The sequence below is a fragment of the Streptomyces sp. BYX5S genome (assembly GCF_054724165.1).
In genome coordinates, this window is sequence record NZ_CM138829.1 from 3,982,123 (window position 1) to 3,996,898 (window position 14,776).

Consider the following 14,776-nt stretch of genomic DNA (forward strand, 5'->3'; position numbering starts at 1 on the left):
TCGACCTCCTTCTCATGACTACCGCATGCCACCGGATGCGTTGATCACGCCTCTTTCACACGACGGAGAACCGCCGCACGTACCGCTTCTGCCAAGGCGTCTCGACCGCCCCACGCGCGTAGTGCGCACGTACGTGGGCGACCGCCTCGCGCGCCGGTACGCCGTCCAGGACCGCCAGACACGCGAGAGCCGTCCCCGTACGCCCGCGCCCGCCCCCGCACGCCACCTCCACCCGCTCCCGCGCACAGCGCTCCCATGCCTCGGTGAGCACGGCACGCGCGTGCGCGGGGTCGGCCGGCAGCCGGAAGTCGGGCCAGCGCAGCCACGTCGACTCCCACTCCATGGGCGGAGGTCGGCCGCCCAGCAGGTACACGCCGTACGTCGGCAACGGACCGGGCGGCAGCGGCGCGCGCAGCCCCCGGCCCCGCACCAGTCGCCCCGACGGCAGCCGCAGCACGCCAGGTGCGCCGACCTCCCAGGTCACCGTGCGTCCTTCGCCGCCGACAGCAGGAACGCCGCCATCCGGCGGGCCCGCCCGAAGGCGTCCGGGAACACGTCCAGGCCGTCCGAGACCAGCGCGCCCTCGTGCAGCAGCATCAGCGAACGCCCCAACTCCCGTGCCGCGTCCGGCGCCACGTCCCGCGCCAGCCGCGTGAACAGGTCGAGCATCCAGCTCTTCTGGCCCGTGATCACCGCGTACGCGGGGTGCGCGGGGTCGCTGATCTCCGCGTGGGCGTTGACCATGCTGCACCCCTTGCCGCTGTTGGCGCGCATCCACTCCTCGGAGGCGTCGAACACGGCCAGCACCCGGTCGGTGGGGGAGAGTTCGGCGTTCTCGTGGTGCCGGGCGAGGTAGGCGCGCCAGCGGGCGTCGCGGGTCGCCAGGTAGTCGACGACGATCTGCTCCTTCGAGCCGAAGCGGTCGTAGAGCGTCTTCTTCGTGACGCCCGCCTCCGCCGCGATCAGGTCGACGCCCACGGCGTGGATGCCGCGTTCGTAGAACAGCCGGGAGGCGGTCTCCAGGACCCTGCGCGCGGCCGGCGTGAGGTCGGGGCGGTCCGGGTCGACGGTCGGCGGGGCGGGGGTCGTCGTCGTAGCCATGCCTCCAGGCTATACCGATCTGTATAGTGGAGCCAGGTAGACCGATCTGTATACCTCTGGCATCTGAACCCGATCACGCGAGGCGGTGGCCGCGCCATGAACGTCCTTCTGTCCGTCGGATTCGTCCTGACCTGGAGCTCCGGCTTCATCGGAGCCAAGCTCGGCGCCGGTGACGCGAGCGCCGTGACCACCCTGATGTGGCGGTTCCTGCCGCTGGCGCTGGTCCTCGGCGCCGTCGCCGTGCTGGTCGGCAGGGACCGATGGCGCGGGCTCGGCCGGCGCGCCCTCGGCCGGCAGGTCGTCATCGGCGCCCTGTCGCAGAGCGGCTACCTGCTGACCGTCTACTACGCCATCCAGCTCGGCGTCTCCAGCGGCACCACCGCCCTCATCGACGGCACCCAGCCCCTGGTCGCGGGCGCCCTCGCGGGACCGCTGCTGCGCCAGTACGTCACCGCCCGGCAGTGGCTCGGCCTGTGCCTGGGCGTGGCCGGCGTCCTGGTCGTCACGACCGCCGACGCGGGCGCCGCCACGGGCGTGCCGTGGTGGGCGTACGGCGTCCCGTTCCTCGGGATGCTGTCCCTGGTCGCGGCGACGTTCGTGGAGAGCCGCTCGCGCAGCCGCGTCGAGCCGATGGTCGCGCTGACCGTGCACTGCGCCACCAGCGCCGTCGTCTTCACCGGGCTCGCCGTCGCGTTCGGCGAGGCCGCGCCGCCCGCAGAGCCGTCCTTCTGGCTCGCCATCGCCTGGCTCGTCGGCCTGTCGACGTTCGGCGGCTACGGCCTGTACTGGATCGTGCTGCGCAGGGGCGGCGTCACCCAGGTCAACACGCTGATGTTCCTGATGGCGCCGGTGACCGCCGTGTGGGGCGCGCTGATGTTCGGCGAGCCCTTCGGTGTGCGCACAGCCATCGGACTCGTCCTCGGTCTCGCGGCCGTCGTGGTCGTCCGGCTCGGCGGCACGCGCGCGTACCGGCTACGGAGCCGCCGGGACGAGGTGCCGGTTGGGGAGCACCGCGGCGTCGGCCAGCTCCGGCACCTCCACCACGGCGACGCCCGCTGAGGCGAGCACCCCGATCCCGTCGGCGCCCGGCACGAACGTGTCGGGCTCCCGCCACGCCGTCACCACCCGGCGCACCCCCGCCTCGACGATGAGGCGGGCACACGGCTTCGGGCGCGAGGCGCGGCGGGCGCACGGCTCCAGGCTGCTGTAGACGGTGGCCGCGGCGAGGCGCGGGTCGTCGCCGGCCAGTTTGGCCAGCGCGGCCTCCTCGGCGTGCACCACCGGGTCCCCGCCCTCCCGCGAGTGACCGCGGGCCAGCTCCGTGCCGTCCTCGGCGACGACCACGGCGCCCACGCTGAACGCGGTCCGCGACGGCGGGCAGTCCGCGGCGAGTTCGCAGGCCAGCCGCAGCCAGTGCCGGTCCGCCGCGGTGGCCGTCCCGCCGGTGCCGGGGACGGTCGGCGCGTACCGGGTCACGATCACGTCCCCGACCCGCTCCGTGCCGAGCACCCGCATCCGGCTGCGCGGTCCGCCGGGGTAGGAGCCGGGCCCGAACAGCCGCGGCGCGTCCGGCTCGCCGACCACCAACGGGGCGACGGCGAGCCGCAGTTCGTCCGCGAGACCGAGTTGCAGCAGCTGCGTGTGGACGCGCGCCCCGCCCTCGACGAGCAGCCGCCGCACACCGCGCCGGCCGAGGTCGTCGAGGAGCGCCGCCCAGTCGAGGCGCGGACCGAGGTCCACCACGTCGGCCGCGCCACCCACGCGCGTGCGGGCGCGCGCGGCGCCGGTCGCGGTGGTGTAGACGAGCCGCTCACCGCCCGTCGTCCAGAACGGGTCCCCCGGATCCAGCTCGCCCGAGGCCGTGACCGCCACCTTCAGCGGGTACGCGGGCCGCCCGTCGTCGACCCGCTCCGCGCGCCGCCGGGCGGAGTTGACCAGCAGCCTGGGCCGGTCCGCGCGCAGTGTTCCCGCCCCGACGAGGATCGCGTCGCTCGCCGCGCGCACCGCGTCCACCCGGTCGAAGTCCTCGGCGCCGGACAGCAGCAGCCGCTCGGGCCCCGTGTCGTCGAGGCATCCGTCGAGCGACACGGCGGCGGACAACAACACGTGCGGGCGGGACATGGCGACTCCGTGACCAGGCGGGGCGTACGCCCCGACCCTACCGAGACGCGGGCGGTGTGCCGTCGCCGAAGGGGCGCCCGCCGAGCTTGTCCCGGCCGTGCGGGGTGATCCAGCCGGACGGGTCGGGGCCGACGGGGACGATGGCCGTGGGGTTGATGCCGGTGTGCACCTGGTAGTAGTGCCGCTTGATGTGGTCGAAGTCGACCGTGTCCCCGAAGCCGGGTGTCTGGTACAGGTCGCGCGCGTACGCCCACAGCACCGGATCCTCGGTCAGCTTGTTGCGGTTGCACTTGAAGTGGCCGTGGTAGACGGCGTCGAAGCGGACCAGCGTCGTGAACAGCCGGACGTCCGCCTCGGTGATGGTGTCGCCGACGAGATAGCGCTGCCCGGCCAGCCGCCGGGACACCGTGTCGAGCCGCGCGAACACGTCCCGGTAGGCCTCCTCGTACGTCTCCTGCGAGTTGGCGAAACCGGCGCGGTACACCCCGTTGTTGACGTCCTGGTAGATGCCCTCCATCACCTCGTCGATCTCGTCGCGCAGCGCCTCGGGATACAGGTCGGGCGCGCCGGGCCGGTGCAGCGCCGTCCACTCCGTCTCCAGGTCGAGCGTCAGCTGCTGGTAGTCGTTCGTGACGAGCTTCCCCGACGGCACGTCGACGATCGCGGGCACGCTCACGCCGCCCGGATACCCCGTCTCGCGCGCGTCGTACGCCTCGCTCAGATACCGGATGCTGAGCACCGGGTCGCGGCCGTCCGGATCGAGCGTGAAGCGCCAGCTGCGGTCGTCCTGGATCGGGTCGGCGACCGCCAGCGACAGCGCGTCCTCCAGGCCGAGCAGCCGCCGCACCACGAGCGCGCGGCTCGCCCACGGGCAGGCCCTGCTCACGACGAGCCGGTAGCGGCCCGCCTCCACCGGCCAGCCGTCGCGGCCGTCGGCGGTGATCCGGTCCGCGAAGTGGCTGCGGGACCGCTTGAAGGCCTTCTTGCCGTACGAGGCGTTGCCGGGCACGTGGGTCTCCCTTGTCGACGTCGGACACGTTCCGTGCGCATCGAGCCTGCCCGAGGAACGCGCGCCGCACCACCGTGGCGGAGGCGGCTGTCAGTGGCCGGTGAGAGGCTCGGAGGTGGGCACCAACCGTGACGGCAAGGAAGGCGCAGGCATGACCACCACCACGGGCAGCTACCTCACCCTGGACGACGGCAGGCCCGGCGTCCGGTTCACCCGCACGTTCGACCGGCCGATGGAGCGGGTGTGGCGGTACGTGACGGATCCGGCCGACCTCGCGCACTGGTTCCCCTCCGCGTTCGAGGTCGGGGAACTGCGCCCCGGCGCGCGGATCCGGTTCTTCGACGACCCGAACATGCCGGAGTCGGTGGGCACGGTCGTCGCCGCGGAACCCCCGCGCCAGTTCTCCTTCACGTGGGGTGGCGACGAGTTGCAGTACGACCTGGAGGAGCGCGGCGACGGCGGCACCCACCTGACGCTGACCAACGTGCTGGAGAGCGCGGACGCGGCGGCGCGCAACGCGGCGGGCTGGGAGGCCTGCCTGCTCGCCCTCGACGCGGCGGACCGCGGCGAGCCCCTGTCCGGGGAGCGCGCGGGGGCGGTGCCGCCCTGGAAGGAGCTCTACGACGCCTACACGGCGGCCGGGTTCCCCTCCGGAGCGCCGGTGCCGGGCCTGGACGAGGCGGGCTGAGCCGGACCCGGCCCCGCCGGGCCGGGACTCGCACCGTGTGCGGGCGGTCACCGTCCGAATAGCGCGATCGCACGAATGGGCGCAAAATCGGACGCATGTCCTTTATGTCCGCGAGTGTGACGTGGCTCGGACTCGGCCTCACGGTCGGTACCGCAGGACTGGTGACCTACGGTCTCGCGGCGCTTCCCTGTGGAGCTACGGTCCGGCAGGAGGAAGCCGAGGCGGCCTGCCGCCCGGCCAGACGGACGGCGCTCGCCCTGGGGGCGCTCGGCATCGCTTCGTTCGTCGTCGGAACGGTGTTCCTGTTCCTGGACGTGACGAACTTCGGCTGAGCCGCCGCCCGTCCGGCGCGCACCGAATGAAGGAGTACTGCATGACCAGCGGTCAGCACACGATCATCACCCCGGTCCGCGACCTCGCCGCGGCCAAGGCCGTCTACACGAAGCTGCTGGGCGTGGAGCCGTCGTCGGACGAGGCGTACTACGTGGGCTACGACGTGGCCGGACAGCACTTCGGGCTGAACCCTGCGGGCCATCAGCAGGGCATGAGCGGCCCCGTCGGCTACTGGACCGTCGACGACATCGACGCCATGGTCGCGTCCCTCGTCGACTCCGGCGCCGAGGTCGTGCAGGAGGTCACGCAGGTCGGCCCCGGCCGCCGGATCGCCTCGCTGAAGGACGCCGACGGCAATGTGTTCGGGGTACTCCAGGACGGCTGACCGGCCCCGTGCCGCGGGACGTGGGGCCGGGCCCGCAGGCCACGGCCCCACCGGATCCCGGGGTTACTCGGCACCGCTCCCGTAGGGGCGGGTGATCACTTCCATGCCGTGGTTCGACGGGTCCATGAAGTACACGCCACGACCTCCGTCGTTGTGGTTGATCTCGCCCGGCTGCTTGCCGTGCGGATCGGCGTAGTACGTGAGCCCGGCGTCCTTGATGCGCTGGAAGATGCCGTCGAACTCCTCCTCGGTGACGAGGAAGGCGTAGTGCTGCGTGACGATGGACTCGGCGGGGATCGTCGCGAAGTCCAGCGTGACGCCGTTGCTCAGATCGAGCGGGACGAACGGGCCCCACGCGGGGCCGGCTTCGAGCCCCAGGACGCGGGCGAGGAACTCGGCGGACTCCCGGTTGTCCCGGGCGTGCACGATGGTGTGATTGAGCTGAACTGCCATGGTGAATTGCCTCCAGAAGGCAACTCCGGCACCTCCATGTCTCACCCGGACGGTGACCGACACGCGATGCTGGCCGGGATCATAGACACAGAGCGGCGCGCGGGGCCAGCCCCTTTTCCCGCGGAGCCGGCCCCGTTCCCGCGGTGTCAGTCCAGGACGAGCTCCGGGTTGTAGAGGTCGAGCCAGAGCGCCAGGTCCAGCGCCCGCTCCAGACCCCGGCGCGAGGCCTGCGTGATCTGCGGGGTCTCCCGGTGCGCTGCCTGGGCCACGCGGTCACGGTCCAGCAGGTCGAAGACGCGGTGCGAGGGCCGCGAGAGCAGGTCCTTCGCGTGCTCCTGGAGCGCCACCGCGTACTTCGGGTCCTGCGTCGACGGATACGGGCTCTTGACCCGCTCGTACACCGACGTCGGCAGCACGTCCGCGGTCGCCTCGCGCAGCAGCGACTTCTCCCGGCCGTCGAAGGACTTGAGCGCCCACGGGGTGTTGTACACGTACTCGACGAGCCGGTGGTCGCAGAACGGCACGCGCACCTCCAGGCCGACCGCCATGCTGGCCCGGTCCTTGCGGTCGAGCAGCACCCGCACGAAGCGCGTCAGGTGCAGATGGCAGATGCGGCGCATCCGGTACTCGAAGTCGCTCTCGCCGTCGAGCCGTTGGATGCCGCCCACCGCGCCCGCGTAGCTGTCGGCGACGTATCCGGTGAGGTCGAGACGTTTGCCGAGGTCGGGGCGGAGCACGTCCGCGTCGTCGCCGAAGTGCTTGCCGAACTGCACCAGCCACGGGAACGTGTCGGCGGTGCGGGACTCCTCGTCGAAGAAGTGCCGGTAGCCGCCGAACACCTCGTCGGCGGACTCCCCGGACAGGGCGACCGTCGAGTGCTCGCGGATCGCCTTGAACAGCAGGTACAGCGAGGCGTCCATGTCGCCGAAGCCGGCCGGGATGTCCCGGGCCCGGATCACCCGGGCGCGCACATCGGGGTCGGCCAGGGCGTTGGAGTCGAGCACGATGTCCTGGTGGGAGGTGCCGGAGGAGCGGGCCACGTCGTGCACGAACGGGGTGTCGGGGGTGCCGCGCAGCTCGTCGGCGACGAAGTTCTCCGCCTGCCCGAGGAAGTCGACCGCGAAGCTGCGCACCGTCTCGCCCCGCGCGCCGAGCTGCTGGGCCGCGATCGCCGTCATCGCGGAGGAGTCGAGGCCGCCGGAGAGCAGCGTGCAGCGCGGCACGTCGGAGACGAGCTGGCGGCGCACGATGTCGTCCAGCAGCTCGCGCACATGCGCGATGGTGGTGTCCCGGTCGTCGGTGTGCGGCTTCGTCTCCAGCGTCCAGTACGCGCGCTGCCGCAGCCCGGCGCGGTCGACGGTGACGACGGTGCCCGGCTCGACCTCGTGCATGCCGTCCCACACGGCGTGCCCCGGAGTCTTCACGAACGTGAAGAGCTCCCGCAGCCCGTCGAGGGCGACGCGCGGCGTGGCGAGCGGGTTGGCGAGGATGGCCTTGGGTTCGGAGCCGAACAGCACGCCGTCCGGGGTCTCGTAGAAGTAGAAGGGCTTGATGCCCATGCGGTCGCGGATCATCAGGAGCTTGCCGACGCGGCCGTCCCAGACGGCGAAGGCGTACATGCCGTTGAGCCGCTCCGGCAGCCGCTCGCCCCACTCCAGGTAGCCGCGCAGCACGACCTCGGTGTCCGAGTCGGTCGTGAACCGGTGCCCCCGCGCGGTCAGTTGCTCCCGCAGCTCGGTGTAGTTGTACGTCTCCCCGGAGTACACCAGGGCGACGTTGCCGTCGGGCGTCTCGACGGTCATGGGCTGTCGGCCGCCCGGCAGGTCGATGATGGCGAGCCTGCGGTGACCGAGGGCGGCGGGGCCCTCGATCCAGGTGCCGCGGTCGTCCGGACCGCGGCACTCCATGGTCCGGGTCATCGCATCCAATGTGTCGGCCGAGGCCCGCAGGTCACGGTCGAAGGAAACCCAGCCGGTGATGCCACACATAAACGCTTCCTCCTGCTCGCCGTACGGCCGTGGCCAACCGGAACAACAAGTTGTACACGACATCTATGTGTCGAGCGTGTGACACGGCGGTGGGGGCGGTCAATGTGCCCGTAACGTGCGGGAGGTGGCGGAGCGAGCGTTTTCAGCCCCCGCCGTGGTCGCGAAACGGAGTGATCCCCTTCGCAAATGCCCGACAACGTGGGCCTGATGATTTCGGTTGCCTCAGGCGACCAGAACGATCCGGCCACGGGCAAAGACTTGATCAATCCTCGGCAAGGATGGCCGAGTCGGTCAACGTTCCGTCAAAAGTCGCCGCCGCCAGGCCGAACGACAGCGTCATCCCGATCCCCGACGTCACCGAGAGCGCCCGCACGCCCGGCGCCACCTCGCGGACGAGCAGCGGGCCGCGGGGGCTGCTCGCGTAGACGCCCTGCCAGCGTTCGGTGACGCGGACCGACGGGACGCCGAGGACGCGGGCCGCCTCGCGCAGCAGCAGATCCGTCGTCGCCTCGTCCTGGAACGGGATCTCCGTCGCGTCGTACGCGTGCGAGTCGCCGACCAGCACCGTGCCGTCGGGCAGCCGCGTGAACATCACGTTGGCGCCGACGTCCAGCAACTCGGGGCTGTGCCCTGCCACTTCGGTACGCAGCCGGGCGGCCGAGGGCATCGCCGTGAAGCCGTCGTAGCGCAGCATCGACGTCGCGGTGAGGACCGCCGCGTCCGTGCGGAAGGCCTCGGGCGCGGTCACCCGGGCCATCGACAGACGGCAGCGCTCGATACCGTGCGCCTCGGCCGGGTCCGGGTGGAGGCGGTCGAGGTCGTGGCCCACGCAGAGCAGGATCCGGTCGCCGTGCACCGGTCCGCGGCTGGTGTGCACCGTGCCGGACTCCGCCCCGAGCACGTTGGTGCCCCAGGCGATCGTCGCGCCGGGCTGCCGCGCCAGCCAGTCCGCGAGCCGCGGCGCCGCCTCGCGCGGGTCGACGCGCAGATCGGCGGGGAGCAGGGCGCCGCCGACCAGGTCCGCGCGGCCCTCCGCGGTCCGGCCGAGCGCCTCGCCCACCTCGTCGCGGGTGCGCAGCCGTACCGCGTCCGCGCCCCGCTCGTCGCGCAGCTCCTCCAGCACGACGAGTTCGGTCGCCGACCGGGCGACCACGAGCGCGCCCGCCTCCGGCGCCCACAGCCCGGCCGACTTCGCGGCGTCCAGCCAGCCGGAGCGCGAGCGCAGCGCGAGGTCGAGGAGTTCGCCGCGCTGCGCCGTCACGCAGCAGTGGCCGAAGTTGCGCACGGAGGCGCCCACCGGCCGCCGGTCCCGCTCGACCACCGTGACGCGCAGGCCGCGCCGGACCGCCTCGAAGGCGTGGGCGAGGCCGACGATGCCGGCGCCGACCACGACGACGTCGCTGTGGCCGGTGGGAAGGGAGGGGGAGGGTGCGGATGCGTTGTTCATGGCGCCCAGCCTGCGGACCGGTCGACGCCACCCGCAAGTATTGTCTATACAAGTTTTCTCGATGTTTACCAGCTGTGCGTCGTGGCCGACCTTGCCCTGCTCGTCGCAGGACTGTCACACTCGACTTGTGAAGACAAGTAGCGAGGAGGGGCCGCTGCACCAGCGGCTCGGTGCCGAGTTCCGGCGACGTATCGAGGCGGGGGAGTGGCCCGAGGGGGCGCCCGTGCCGAGCGAGGCGCAGCTCTGCGAGGAGTTCGGGACCTCCCGCGGCCCCGTGCGCCAGGCGCTCGCACAGCTGCGGGCCGACGGACACCTGGTCGGCGGGCGCGGCAGACCGCCCGTCGCCCGCCGGGTCACCCCGTCCCAGCCGTTCGCCTCGCTGATGTCGTTCACGCAGTGGGCCGAGTCGATCGGCCGGACGCCCGGCCAGCACACCGTGGAGGTGGCCCGGCGCCGCGCGAGCCCCGAGGCCGTCGCGCGCCTCGGCCTGGACGAGGGCGCGCGGGCGGTCGACCTGATCCGCGTCCGCCACCTCGACGGGGTGCCCGCGATGGTCGAGCGGTCCACGTTCGTCCTCGACGTCGGCGCGCACCTGTTCGCCTTCGACCCCGACGACGGCTCCGTCTACGGCGCGCTCACCGCGCGCGGCGTCGATCTGCACCACGCCCGTCACACCATCGACGCCGTCGCGGCGGGCCCGCAGGACGCCGAACTCCTCGACGTCGAGGCCGGACAACCCCTGCTCCGCGTGCGGAGGTTGGCGTACACCGGCGACGGCAGGCCCGTCGAGTACGCGGACGACCGCTATCTGCCGTCCATGGCCACCTTCACCATCGAGAACACCATGGGCGGCCGCACCGTCGCGGCCCGCGGCGGCACCCCGGACACCACCCGCACCCCCAGTGAGGAAGCCCAGTGATCGCACTCGCCGTCTTCGACATGGCAGGCACCACCATCGACGAGTACGGAGCCGTCTACGAGGCGCTGCGGCATGCCGTCGAGACCACCGGCGTCGAGGTCGACCCGGCCGATCTGCAGACGTGGATGGGCACCGACAAGCGTGAGGCCATCGCCGCGCTCGTCCGCATCGGCGGCGGCACCCCCGACGCGGACTTGGTCGAGCGGCAGTACGCGGTGTTCCGTACGTACCTGCGCGAGCGCTACGCCGAGCGTCCGCCGGAGCCGATCGCCCACGCCGACAAGGCACTTGAGGAGCTGCGCGCCCGCGGCATCAAGGTCGCCCTCACCACCGGTTTCAGCGCCGACGTGGCGCTGCCCCTGCTGGACTCGCTCGGCTGGTCCACCGGGGAGGGCGGCAACCTCGACGCGGTCGTCACCTCCGACGAGGTGCCGCGCGGCCGCCCGGCCCCGTACATGATCCAGCGCGCCATGGAGAAGACCGGGGTCGTCGACGTCCGTACGGTCCTCGTGGCCGGCGACACGGTCGTCGACCTGGAGGCCGGGTGCAACGCCGGCGCCGGTGTCGTGGCCGGCGTGCTCACGGGACAGCTCACCCGTGAGCAGCTCGCAGCCCACCCGCACACCTACGTGCTGGACAGCGTCGCCGACGTCCCCGGCCTCCCGGAGGCCACCGCCGTCAGCTGAGCGCCGCGTCCACGATCGCCTGCGCCTCGCTCTGCACCCGGGCGAGGTGTTCGGCGCCGAGGAAGGACTCCGCGTAGATCTTGTAGACGTCCTCCGTGCCGCTGGGCCGCGCCGCGAACCACGCGTTCTCGGTGGTGACCTTGAGGCCGCCGATCGCCGCGCCGTTGCCCGGCGCCTCGGACAGCCGGGCCGTGATGGGCTCGCCCGCGAGGGTGTCGGCGGTGATCGCGTCGCCGGTCAGCTTGGCGAGCCGGGCCTTCTGCTCCTTCGTGGCCTTGGCGTCGATCCGGGCGTACGCGGCGCCCGACGCCCCGTGCTCGGCGGCGAGTTCGGCGTAGTACGCGGACGGTGTCCTGCCGGTGACGGCGGTGATCTCGGCGGCGAGCAACGCCAGCAGGATGCCGTCCTTGTCGGTGGTCCACACGCCGCCGTCCTTGCGGACGAAGCTCGCCCCGGCGCTCTCCTCGCCGCCGAACGCGACCGAACCGTCGACCAGCCCCGGCACGAACCACTTGAACCCGACCGGCACCTCGACGAGTTCGCGGCCGAGCGAGGCGGCGATCCGGTCGATGACGGCGGACGACACGAGCGTCTTGCCGACGGCCGCCGACGCCGACCACTGGGGCCGGTGGCTGAACAGGTAGTGGATGGCGACGGCCAGGTAGTGGTTCGGGTTCATCAGACCCGCGTCGGGGGTGACGATGCCGTGCCGGTCGGCGTCGGCGTCGTTGCCGGTCAGCAGGTCGAAGTCGGCGCGGCGGGCGAGCACCGAGGCCATCGCGGGTGCCGACGACGGGTCCATCCGGATCTTGCCGTCCCAGTCGAGCGTCATGAAGCGCCAGGTCGGGTCGGTCTCCGGGTTCACCACGGTCAGGTCGAGCCCGTACAGCTCCGCGATCCGCGCCCAGTAGTGCACGCTGGCGCCGCCCAGGGGATCGGCGCCGACCCGGACGCCGGAGGCGCGGATGGCGTCGATGTCGACGATGTTCACCAGGTCCTCGACGTACCGCTCACGGAAGTCGTACGGCTCCCAGGCGGCCTGGTCGGCCGTGCGCGGCTCCCAACTGGCGTCCTCGAGAAGCGCGTTGGCGCGGTCGGCGATCCACGACGTCGTGGCGGAGTCTGCGGGGCCGCCGTGCGGCGGGTTGTACTTGAAGCCGCCGTCGCGGGGCGGGTTGTGGCTGGGCGTGATGACGATGCCGTCGGCGCGGTCGGCCGGTTCCTCGCGGTTCCAGCGCAGGATCGCGTGGCTGAGCGCGGGCGTCGGCACGAAGTCCTCGTGCGCGTCGGCCAGCACCCGCACCCCGTGCGCCGCGAGGACGCCGAGCGCGGTCCCCAGGGCCGGCTTCGACAGGGCGTGGGTGTCGGGGCCGATGAAGAGGGGGCCGGTGATGCCCTCGGCGGTGCGGTGCTCGACGATCGCCTGGGTGATCGCGGCGATGTGCTTCTCGTTGAAGGCCCCGTCGAGGCTGGAGCCGCGGTGGCCACTGGTGCCGAAGACGACGCGCTGCTCGGGGCGCGTGACGTCGGGCTGCCTCGTGTAATAGGCGTCGACCAGCGCGTCGACGTCGATGAGGTCGGCCGGCAGGGCGGGGGTTCCTGAGCGCTCAGCAGTCATGGCAGCAGTCTCCCACCTGCGCCTATGAAGAAAAGTGGGCGGCACAGGTGGGAGACGGGCAGGGAGGACGGAATGTGCGGCTCAGGCTCAGTCCTCCTGGGACTCCTGCTGGTTCTTCACGATCTCCGCGAGGGTCGCGAGGACCTGCGACTCGGCCTTCTCCTTGTCGATGCCGAGGCCGTGCAGCAGACCCGCGCCGTTCTCGTGCTCCAGGAGCGCGAGCAGGATGTGCTCGGTGCCGACGTAGTTGTGGCCGAGGCGCAGCGCCTCGCGGAACGTCAGCTCCAGCGACTTCTTGGCGTCGGCGTCGAACGGCACCAGGGCCGGCATGTCGTCGGACGCGTCCGGCAGTTGGGCCGTGGCCGCCTGCCGGACGGTGTCCAGGAGCACGTCCTGCGCGACGATCGCCCTGGCGGCGAGGCCCTCCGGCTCGTGGAGCAGGCCGAGCACCAGGTGGGCGGGGGTGATGGTGGCGTTGCTCGCGGCGCGGGCCTCGTTCTGCGCGGAGACGATCACGTTGCGGGCCCGCTCGGTGTAGCGGTTGAAGCCCTGACTGGGGTCCAGGTCGTTCTCGGAGCCCTTGGGCACGAAGCGCTTCTGGGCGGCCTGCCGGGTGACGCCCATGCTCTTGCCGATCTCCGTCCAGGAGGCGCCGGAGCGGCGGGCCTGGTCGACGAAGTGGCCGATCAGGTGGTCGGCGACGTCACCGAGGTGGTCCGCCGCGATGACGGCGTTCTGGAGCTGGTCGAGTGCGTCGGTGTTGGACTTCTTGATGGCCTCGATGAGGTCGTCGAGGCGAACGTGGGGCGAGCTGCCGCCTGAATTCGTCATGGGGCAACCGTAGGTTGACAGTAAGCGGGCGTCAACCCGAAGTTGACAGTGCGGCGGGCGCGTTTCGCTCGCTCACACCGTCGGCGGGTTCAGCAGCCGGAAACCGTCCTGGGTCCGGTACGGGTAGTACGGGTACGGCGCCTGCGTCTCGCTCGCCGCGTCGAGCTTCGCCACCTGCTCCGGTGTGAGTTCCCAGCCGATGGCTCCCAGGTTCTGCGTCAGCTGCTCCTCGTTGCGGGCGCCGATCAGGACCGTGGACACGGTGGGTCGGCGCAGCAGCCAGTTGATGGCGATCTGAGGGACGGCCCTCCCGGTCTCCTCGGCGATCTCGTCGAGCGCGTCCATGACCCGGTAGAGGTGCTCGTCCTCGATGGGCGGCCCGAACTGTGCCGTCCGGTGCAGCCTGCTCTCCGCGGGCAGCGGCTGCCCGCGCCGGATCCTGCCGGTGAGCCGCCCCCATCCCAGCGGGCTCCACACCACGGCGCCGACGCCCTCCTCCTTGGCGAGCGGCATCAGCTCCCACTCGTAGTCGCGGCCGGCGAGCGAGTAGTAGACCTGGTGCGCGGCGAACCGCGGCCACCCGTGCCGCTCCGCCGTGTCGAGCCCCTTCATCAGCTGCCAGCCCGCGTAGTTGGAGACCCCCGTGTAACGGATCTTGCCCGCCCGTACCAGGTCGTCCAGCGTGGCCAGCACCTCCTCGACCGGTGTGCTCGCGTCGTAGGCGTGCAGTTGGAACAGGTCGATGCGGTCGGTGTCGAGCCGTCGCAGGGCCGCGTCCACGGAGGCGATCAGGCGCGATCGCGACACCCCGGCGTCGTACGGGCCGTCGCCCGTGGGCAGTGCGGCCTTGGTGGAGATCAGTGCCCGGTCGCGTCGTCCCTTGAGTGCCGCGCCGAGGACTTCCTCCGAGGCGCCGTCCGAGTAGACGTCGGCGGTGTCGAACAGCGTGACGCCGCGCTCCAGGCTCAGGTCCACCATGCGCCGCGCCTCCTCGACCCCGGCGCTGCCCCAGGCGGAGAACAGCGGCCCCCGCCCGCCGAAGGTCCCGGCTCCGAAACTCAACGCGGGCACCTTGAGCCCGGACGTCCCCAACTGTCGGTACTCCATGACGGCCTCCTGGCTAATGGGTCGCGAGACCCGTTAAGTCGTGCCGCAAAAGTAGCAGGGATCGAGCGGTAATGGAACCGGGGTTCCCTT

The 14,776-nt window shown here is 72.0% G+C and carries 16 protein-coding genes; 6 read left to right on the forward strand and 10 right to left on the reverse strand.

Annotated elements, in window-relative coordinates; all coding sequences use genetic code 11:
• Positions 1 to 55: 55 nt before the first annotated feature.
• Both ACYBSK_RS18060 and ACYBSK_RS18065 read right to left on the reverse strand, forming a co-directional pair.
• The gene (locus tag ACYBSK_RS18060; RefSeq protein WP_460246832.1) at positions 56 to 484 is read right to left on the reverse strand and encodes a protein-tyrosine phosphatase family protein; all 429 of its coding nucleotides are present in this window, start codon (positions 482 to 484) and stop codon (positions 56 to 58) included.
• Positions 481 to 1,101, reverse strand: coding sequence for a TetR/AcrR family transcriptional regulator (locus ACYBSK_RS18065; protein WP_460246833.1), 621 nt, complete (start codon positions 1,099 to 1,101; stop codon positions 481 to 483). The genes ACYBSK_RS18060 and ACYBSK_RS18065 overlap by 4 nt, the downstream gene beginning before the upstream one ends.
• Positions 1,102 to 1,197: 96 nt before the next feature.
• Here ACYBSK_RS18065 and ACYBSK_RS18070 point away from each other — a divergent pair, with 96 nt between their 5' ends.
• On the forward strand, positions 1,198 to 2,160 hold the full coding sequence (locus ACYBSK_RS18070) for a DMT family transporter (RefSeq protein WP_460246834.1): 963 nt from the start codon (positions 1,198 to 1,200) through the stop codon (positions 2,158 to 2,160).
• Here ACYBSK_RS18070 and ACYBSK_RS18075 read toward each other — a convergent pair.
• Together ACYBSK_RS18075 and ACYBSK_RS18080 are read right to left on the reverse strand one after the other, a co-directional pair.
• Complete coding sequence (locus tag ACYBSK_RS18075; protein WP_460246835.1) at positions 2,074 to 3,222, reverse strand: dihydrofolate reductase family protein; 1,149 nt, start codon at positions 3,220 to 3,222, stop codon at positions 2,074 to 2,076. The two genes, ACYBSK_RS18070 and ACYBSK_RS18075, sit on opposite strands and share 87 nt — an antisense overlap.
• Positions 3,223 to 3,259: 37 nt before the next feature.
• Positions 3,260 to 4,231 carry a glutathione S-transferase family protein gene (locus ACYBSK_RS18080; protein WP_460246836.1) on the reverse strand — a complete coding sequence of 324 codons (972 nt, stop codon included), beginning with the start codon at positions 4,229 to 4,231 and terminating at the stop codon, positions 3,260 to 3,262.
• Between the two features lie 151 nt (positions 4,232 to 4,382).
• On the opposite strand from ACYBSK_RS18080, the gene ACYBSK_RS18085 reads away from it, so the two are divergent.
• From ACYBSK_RS18085 to ACYBSK_RS18095, 3 genes are all read left to right on the forward strand, one after another.
• The gene (locus tag ACYBSK_RS18085) at positions 4,383 to 4,919 is read left to right on the forward strand and encodes an SRPBCC domain-containing protein (protein WP_457478156.1); all 537 of its coding nucleotides are present in this window, start codon (positions 4,383 to 4,385) and stop codon (positions 4,917 to 4,919) included.
• Between the two features lie 95 nt (positions 4,920 to 5,014).
• Positions 5,015 to 5,251, forward strand: a complete 237-nt coding sequence (locus tag ACYBSK_RS18090; RefSeq protein WP_457478157.1) for a hypothetical protein — start codon at positions 5,015 to 5,017, stop codon at positions 5,249 to 5,251.
• A gap of 41 nt (positions 5,252 to 5,292) precedes the next feature.
• Positions 5,293 to 5,637: a VOC family protein gene (locus ACYBSK_RS18095; RefSeq protein WP_460246837.1), complete on the forward strand. Its 345-nt coding sequence runs from the start codon at positions 5,293 to 5,295 to the stop codon at positions 5,635 to 5,637.
• Between the two features lie 63 nt (positions 5,638 to 5,700).
• Here ACYBSK_RS18095 and ACYBSK_RS18100 read toward each other — a convergent pair whose 3' ends face one another.
• The 3 genes from ACYBSK_RS18100 to ACYBSK_RS18110 form a co-directional block, all read right to left on the reverse strand.
• Positions 5,701 to 6,090, reverse strand: a complete 390-nt coding sequence (locus tag ACYBSK_RS18100; protein ID WP_457478159.1) for a VOC family protein — start codon at positions 6,088 to 6,090, stop codon at positions 5,701 to 5,703.
• 146 nt (positions 6,091 to 6,236) lie between these two features.
• Positions 6,237 to 8,078: an asparagine synthase (glutamine-hydrolyzing) gene (gene asnB, locus ACYBSK_RS18105; protein WP_460246838.1), complete on the reverse strand. Its 1,842-nt coding sequence runs from the start codon at positions 8,076 to 8,078 to the stop codon at positions 6,237 to 6,239.
• A 262-nt stretch (positions 8,079 to 8,340) separates the two neighbouring features.
• Positions 8,341 to 9,525, reverse strand: coding sequence for a TIGR03364 family FAD-dependent oxidoreductase (locus ACYBSK_RS18110; protein WP_460246839.1), 1,185 nt, complete (start codon positions 9,523 to 9,525; stop codon positions 8,341 to 8,343).
• Between the two features lie 127 nt (positions 9,526 to 9,652).
• Here ACYBSK_RS18110 and ACYBSK_RS18115 point away from each other — a divergent pair, with 127 nt between their 5' ends.
• Positions 9,653 to 10,444 carry a GntR family transcriptional regulator gene (locus tag ACYBSK_RS18115; protein WP_460246840.1) on the forward strand — a complete coding sequence of 264 codons (792 nt, stop codon included), beginning with the start codon at positions 9,653 to 9,655 and terminating at the stop codon, positions 10,442 to 10,444.
• The gene (locus ACYBSK_RS18120; RefSeq protein ID WP_460246841.1) at positions 10,441 to 11,130 is read left to right on the forward strand and encodes a phosphonatase-like hydrolase; all 690 of its coding nucleotides are present in this window, start codon (positions 10,441 to 10,443) and stop codon (positions 11,128 to 11,130) included. Before ACYBSK_RS18115 ends, ACYBSK_RS18120 begins: the two co-directional genes overlap by 4 nt.
• Here ACYBSK_RS18120 and pgm read toward each other — a convergent pair.
• The 3 genes from pgm to ACYBSK_RS18135 all read right to left on the reverse strand — a co-directional run bounded on the left by pgm (position 11,123) and on the right by ACYBSK_RS18135 (position 14,686).
• The gene (gene pgm / locus ACYBSK_RS18125) at positions 11,123 to 12,748 is read right to left on the reverse strand and encodes a phosphoglucomutase (alpha-D-glucose-1,6-bisphosphate-dependent) (RefSeq protein WP_460246842.1); all 1,626 of its coding nucleotides are present in this window, start codon (positions 12,746 to 12,748) and stop codon (positions 11,123 to 11,125) included. The two genes, ACYBSK_RS18120 and pgm, sit on opposite strands and share 8 nt — an antisense overlap.
• 87 nt (positions 12,749 to 12,835) lie before the next feature.
• Positions 12,836 to 13,579, reverse strand: coding sequence for a Clp protease N-terminal domain-containing protein (locus ACYBSK_RS18130; protein ID WP_457478165.1), 744 nt, complete (start codon positions 13,577 to 13,579; stop codon positions 12,836 to 12,838).
• A gap of 72 nt (positions 13,580 to 13,651) precedes the next feature.
• Positions 13,652 to 14,686: an aldo/keto reductase gene (locus tag ACYBSK_RS18135; protein ID WP_460246843.1), complete on the reverse strand. Its 1,035-nt coding sequence runs from the start codon at positions 14,684 to 14,686 to the stop codon at positions 13,652 to 13,654.
• Between the last annotated feature and the right edge of the window lie 90 nt (positions 14,687 to 14,776).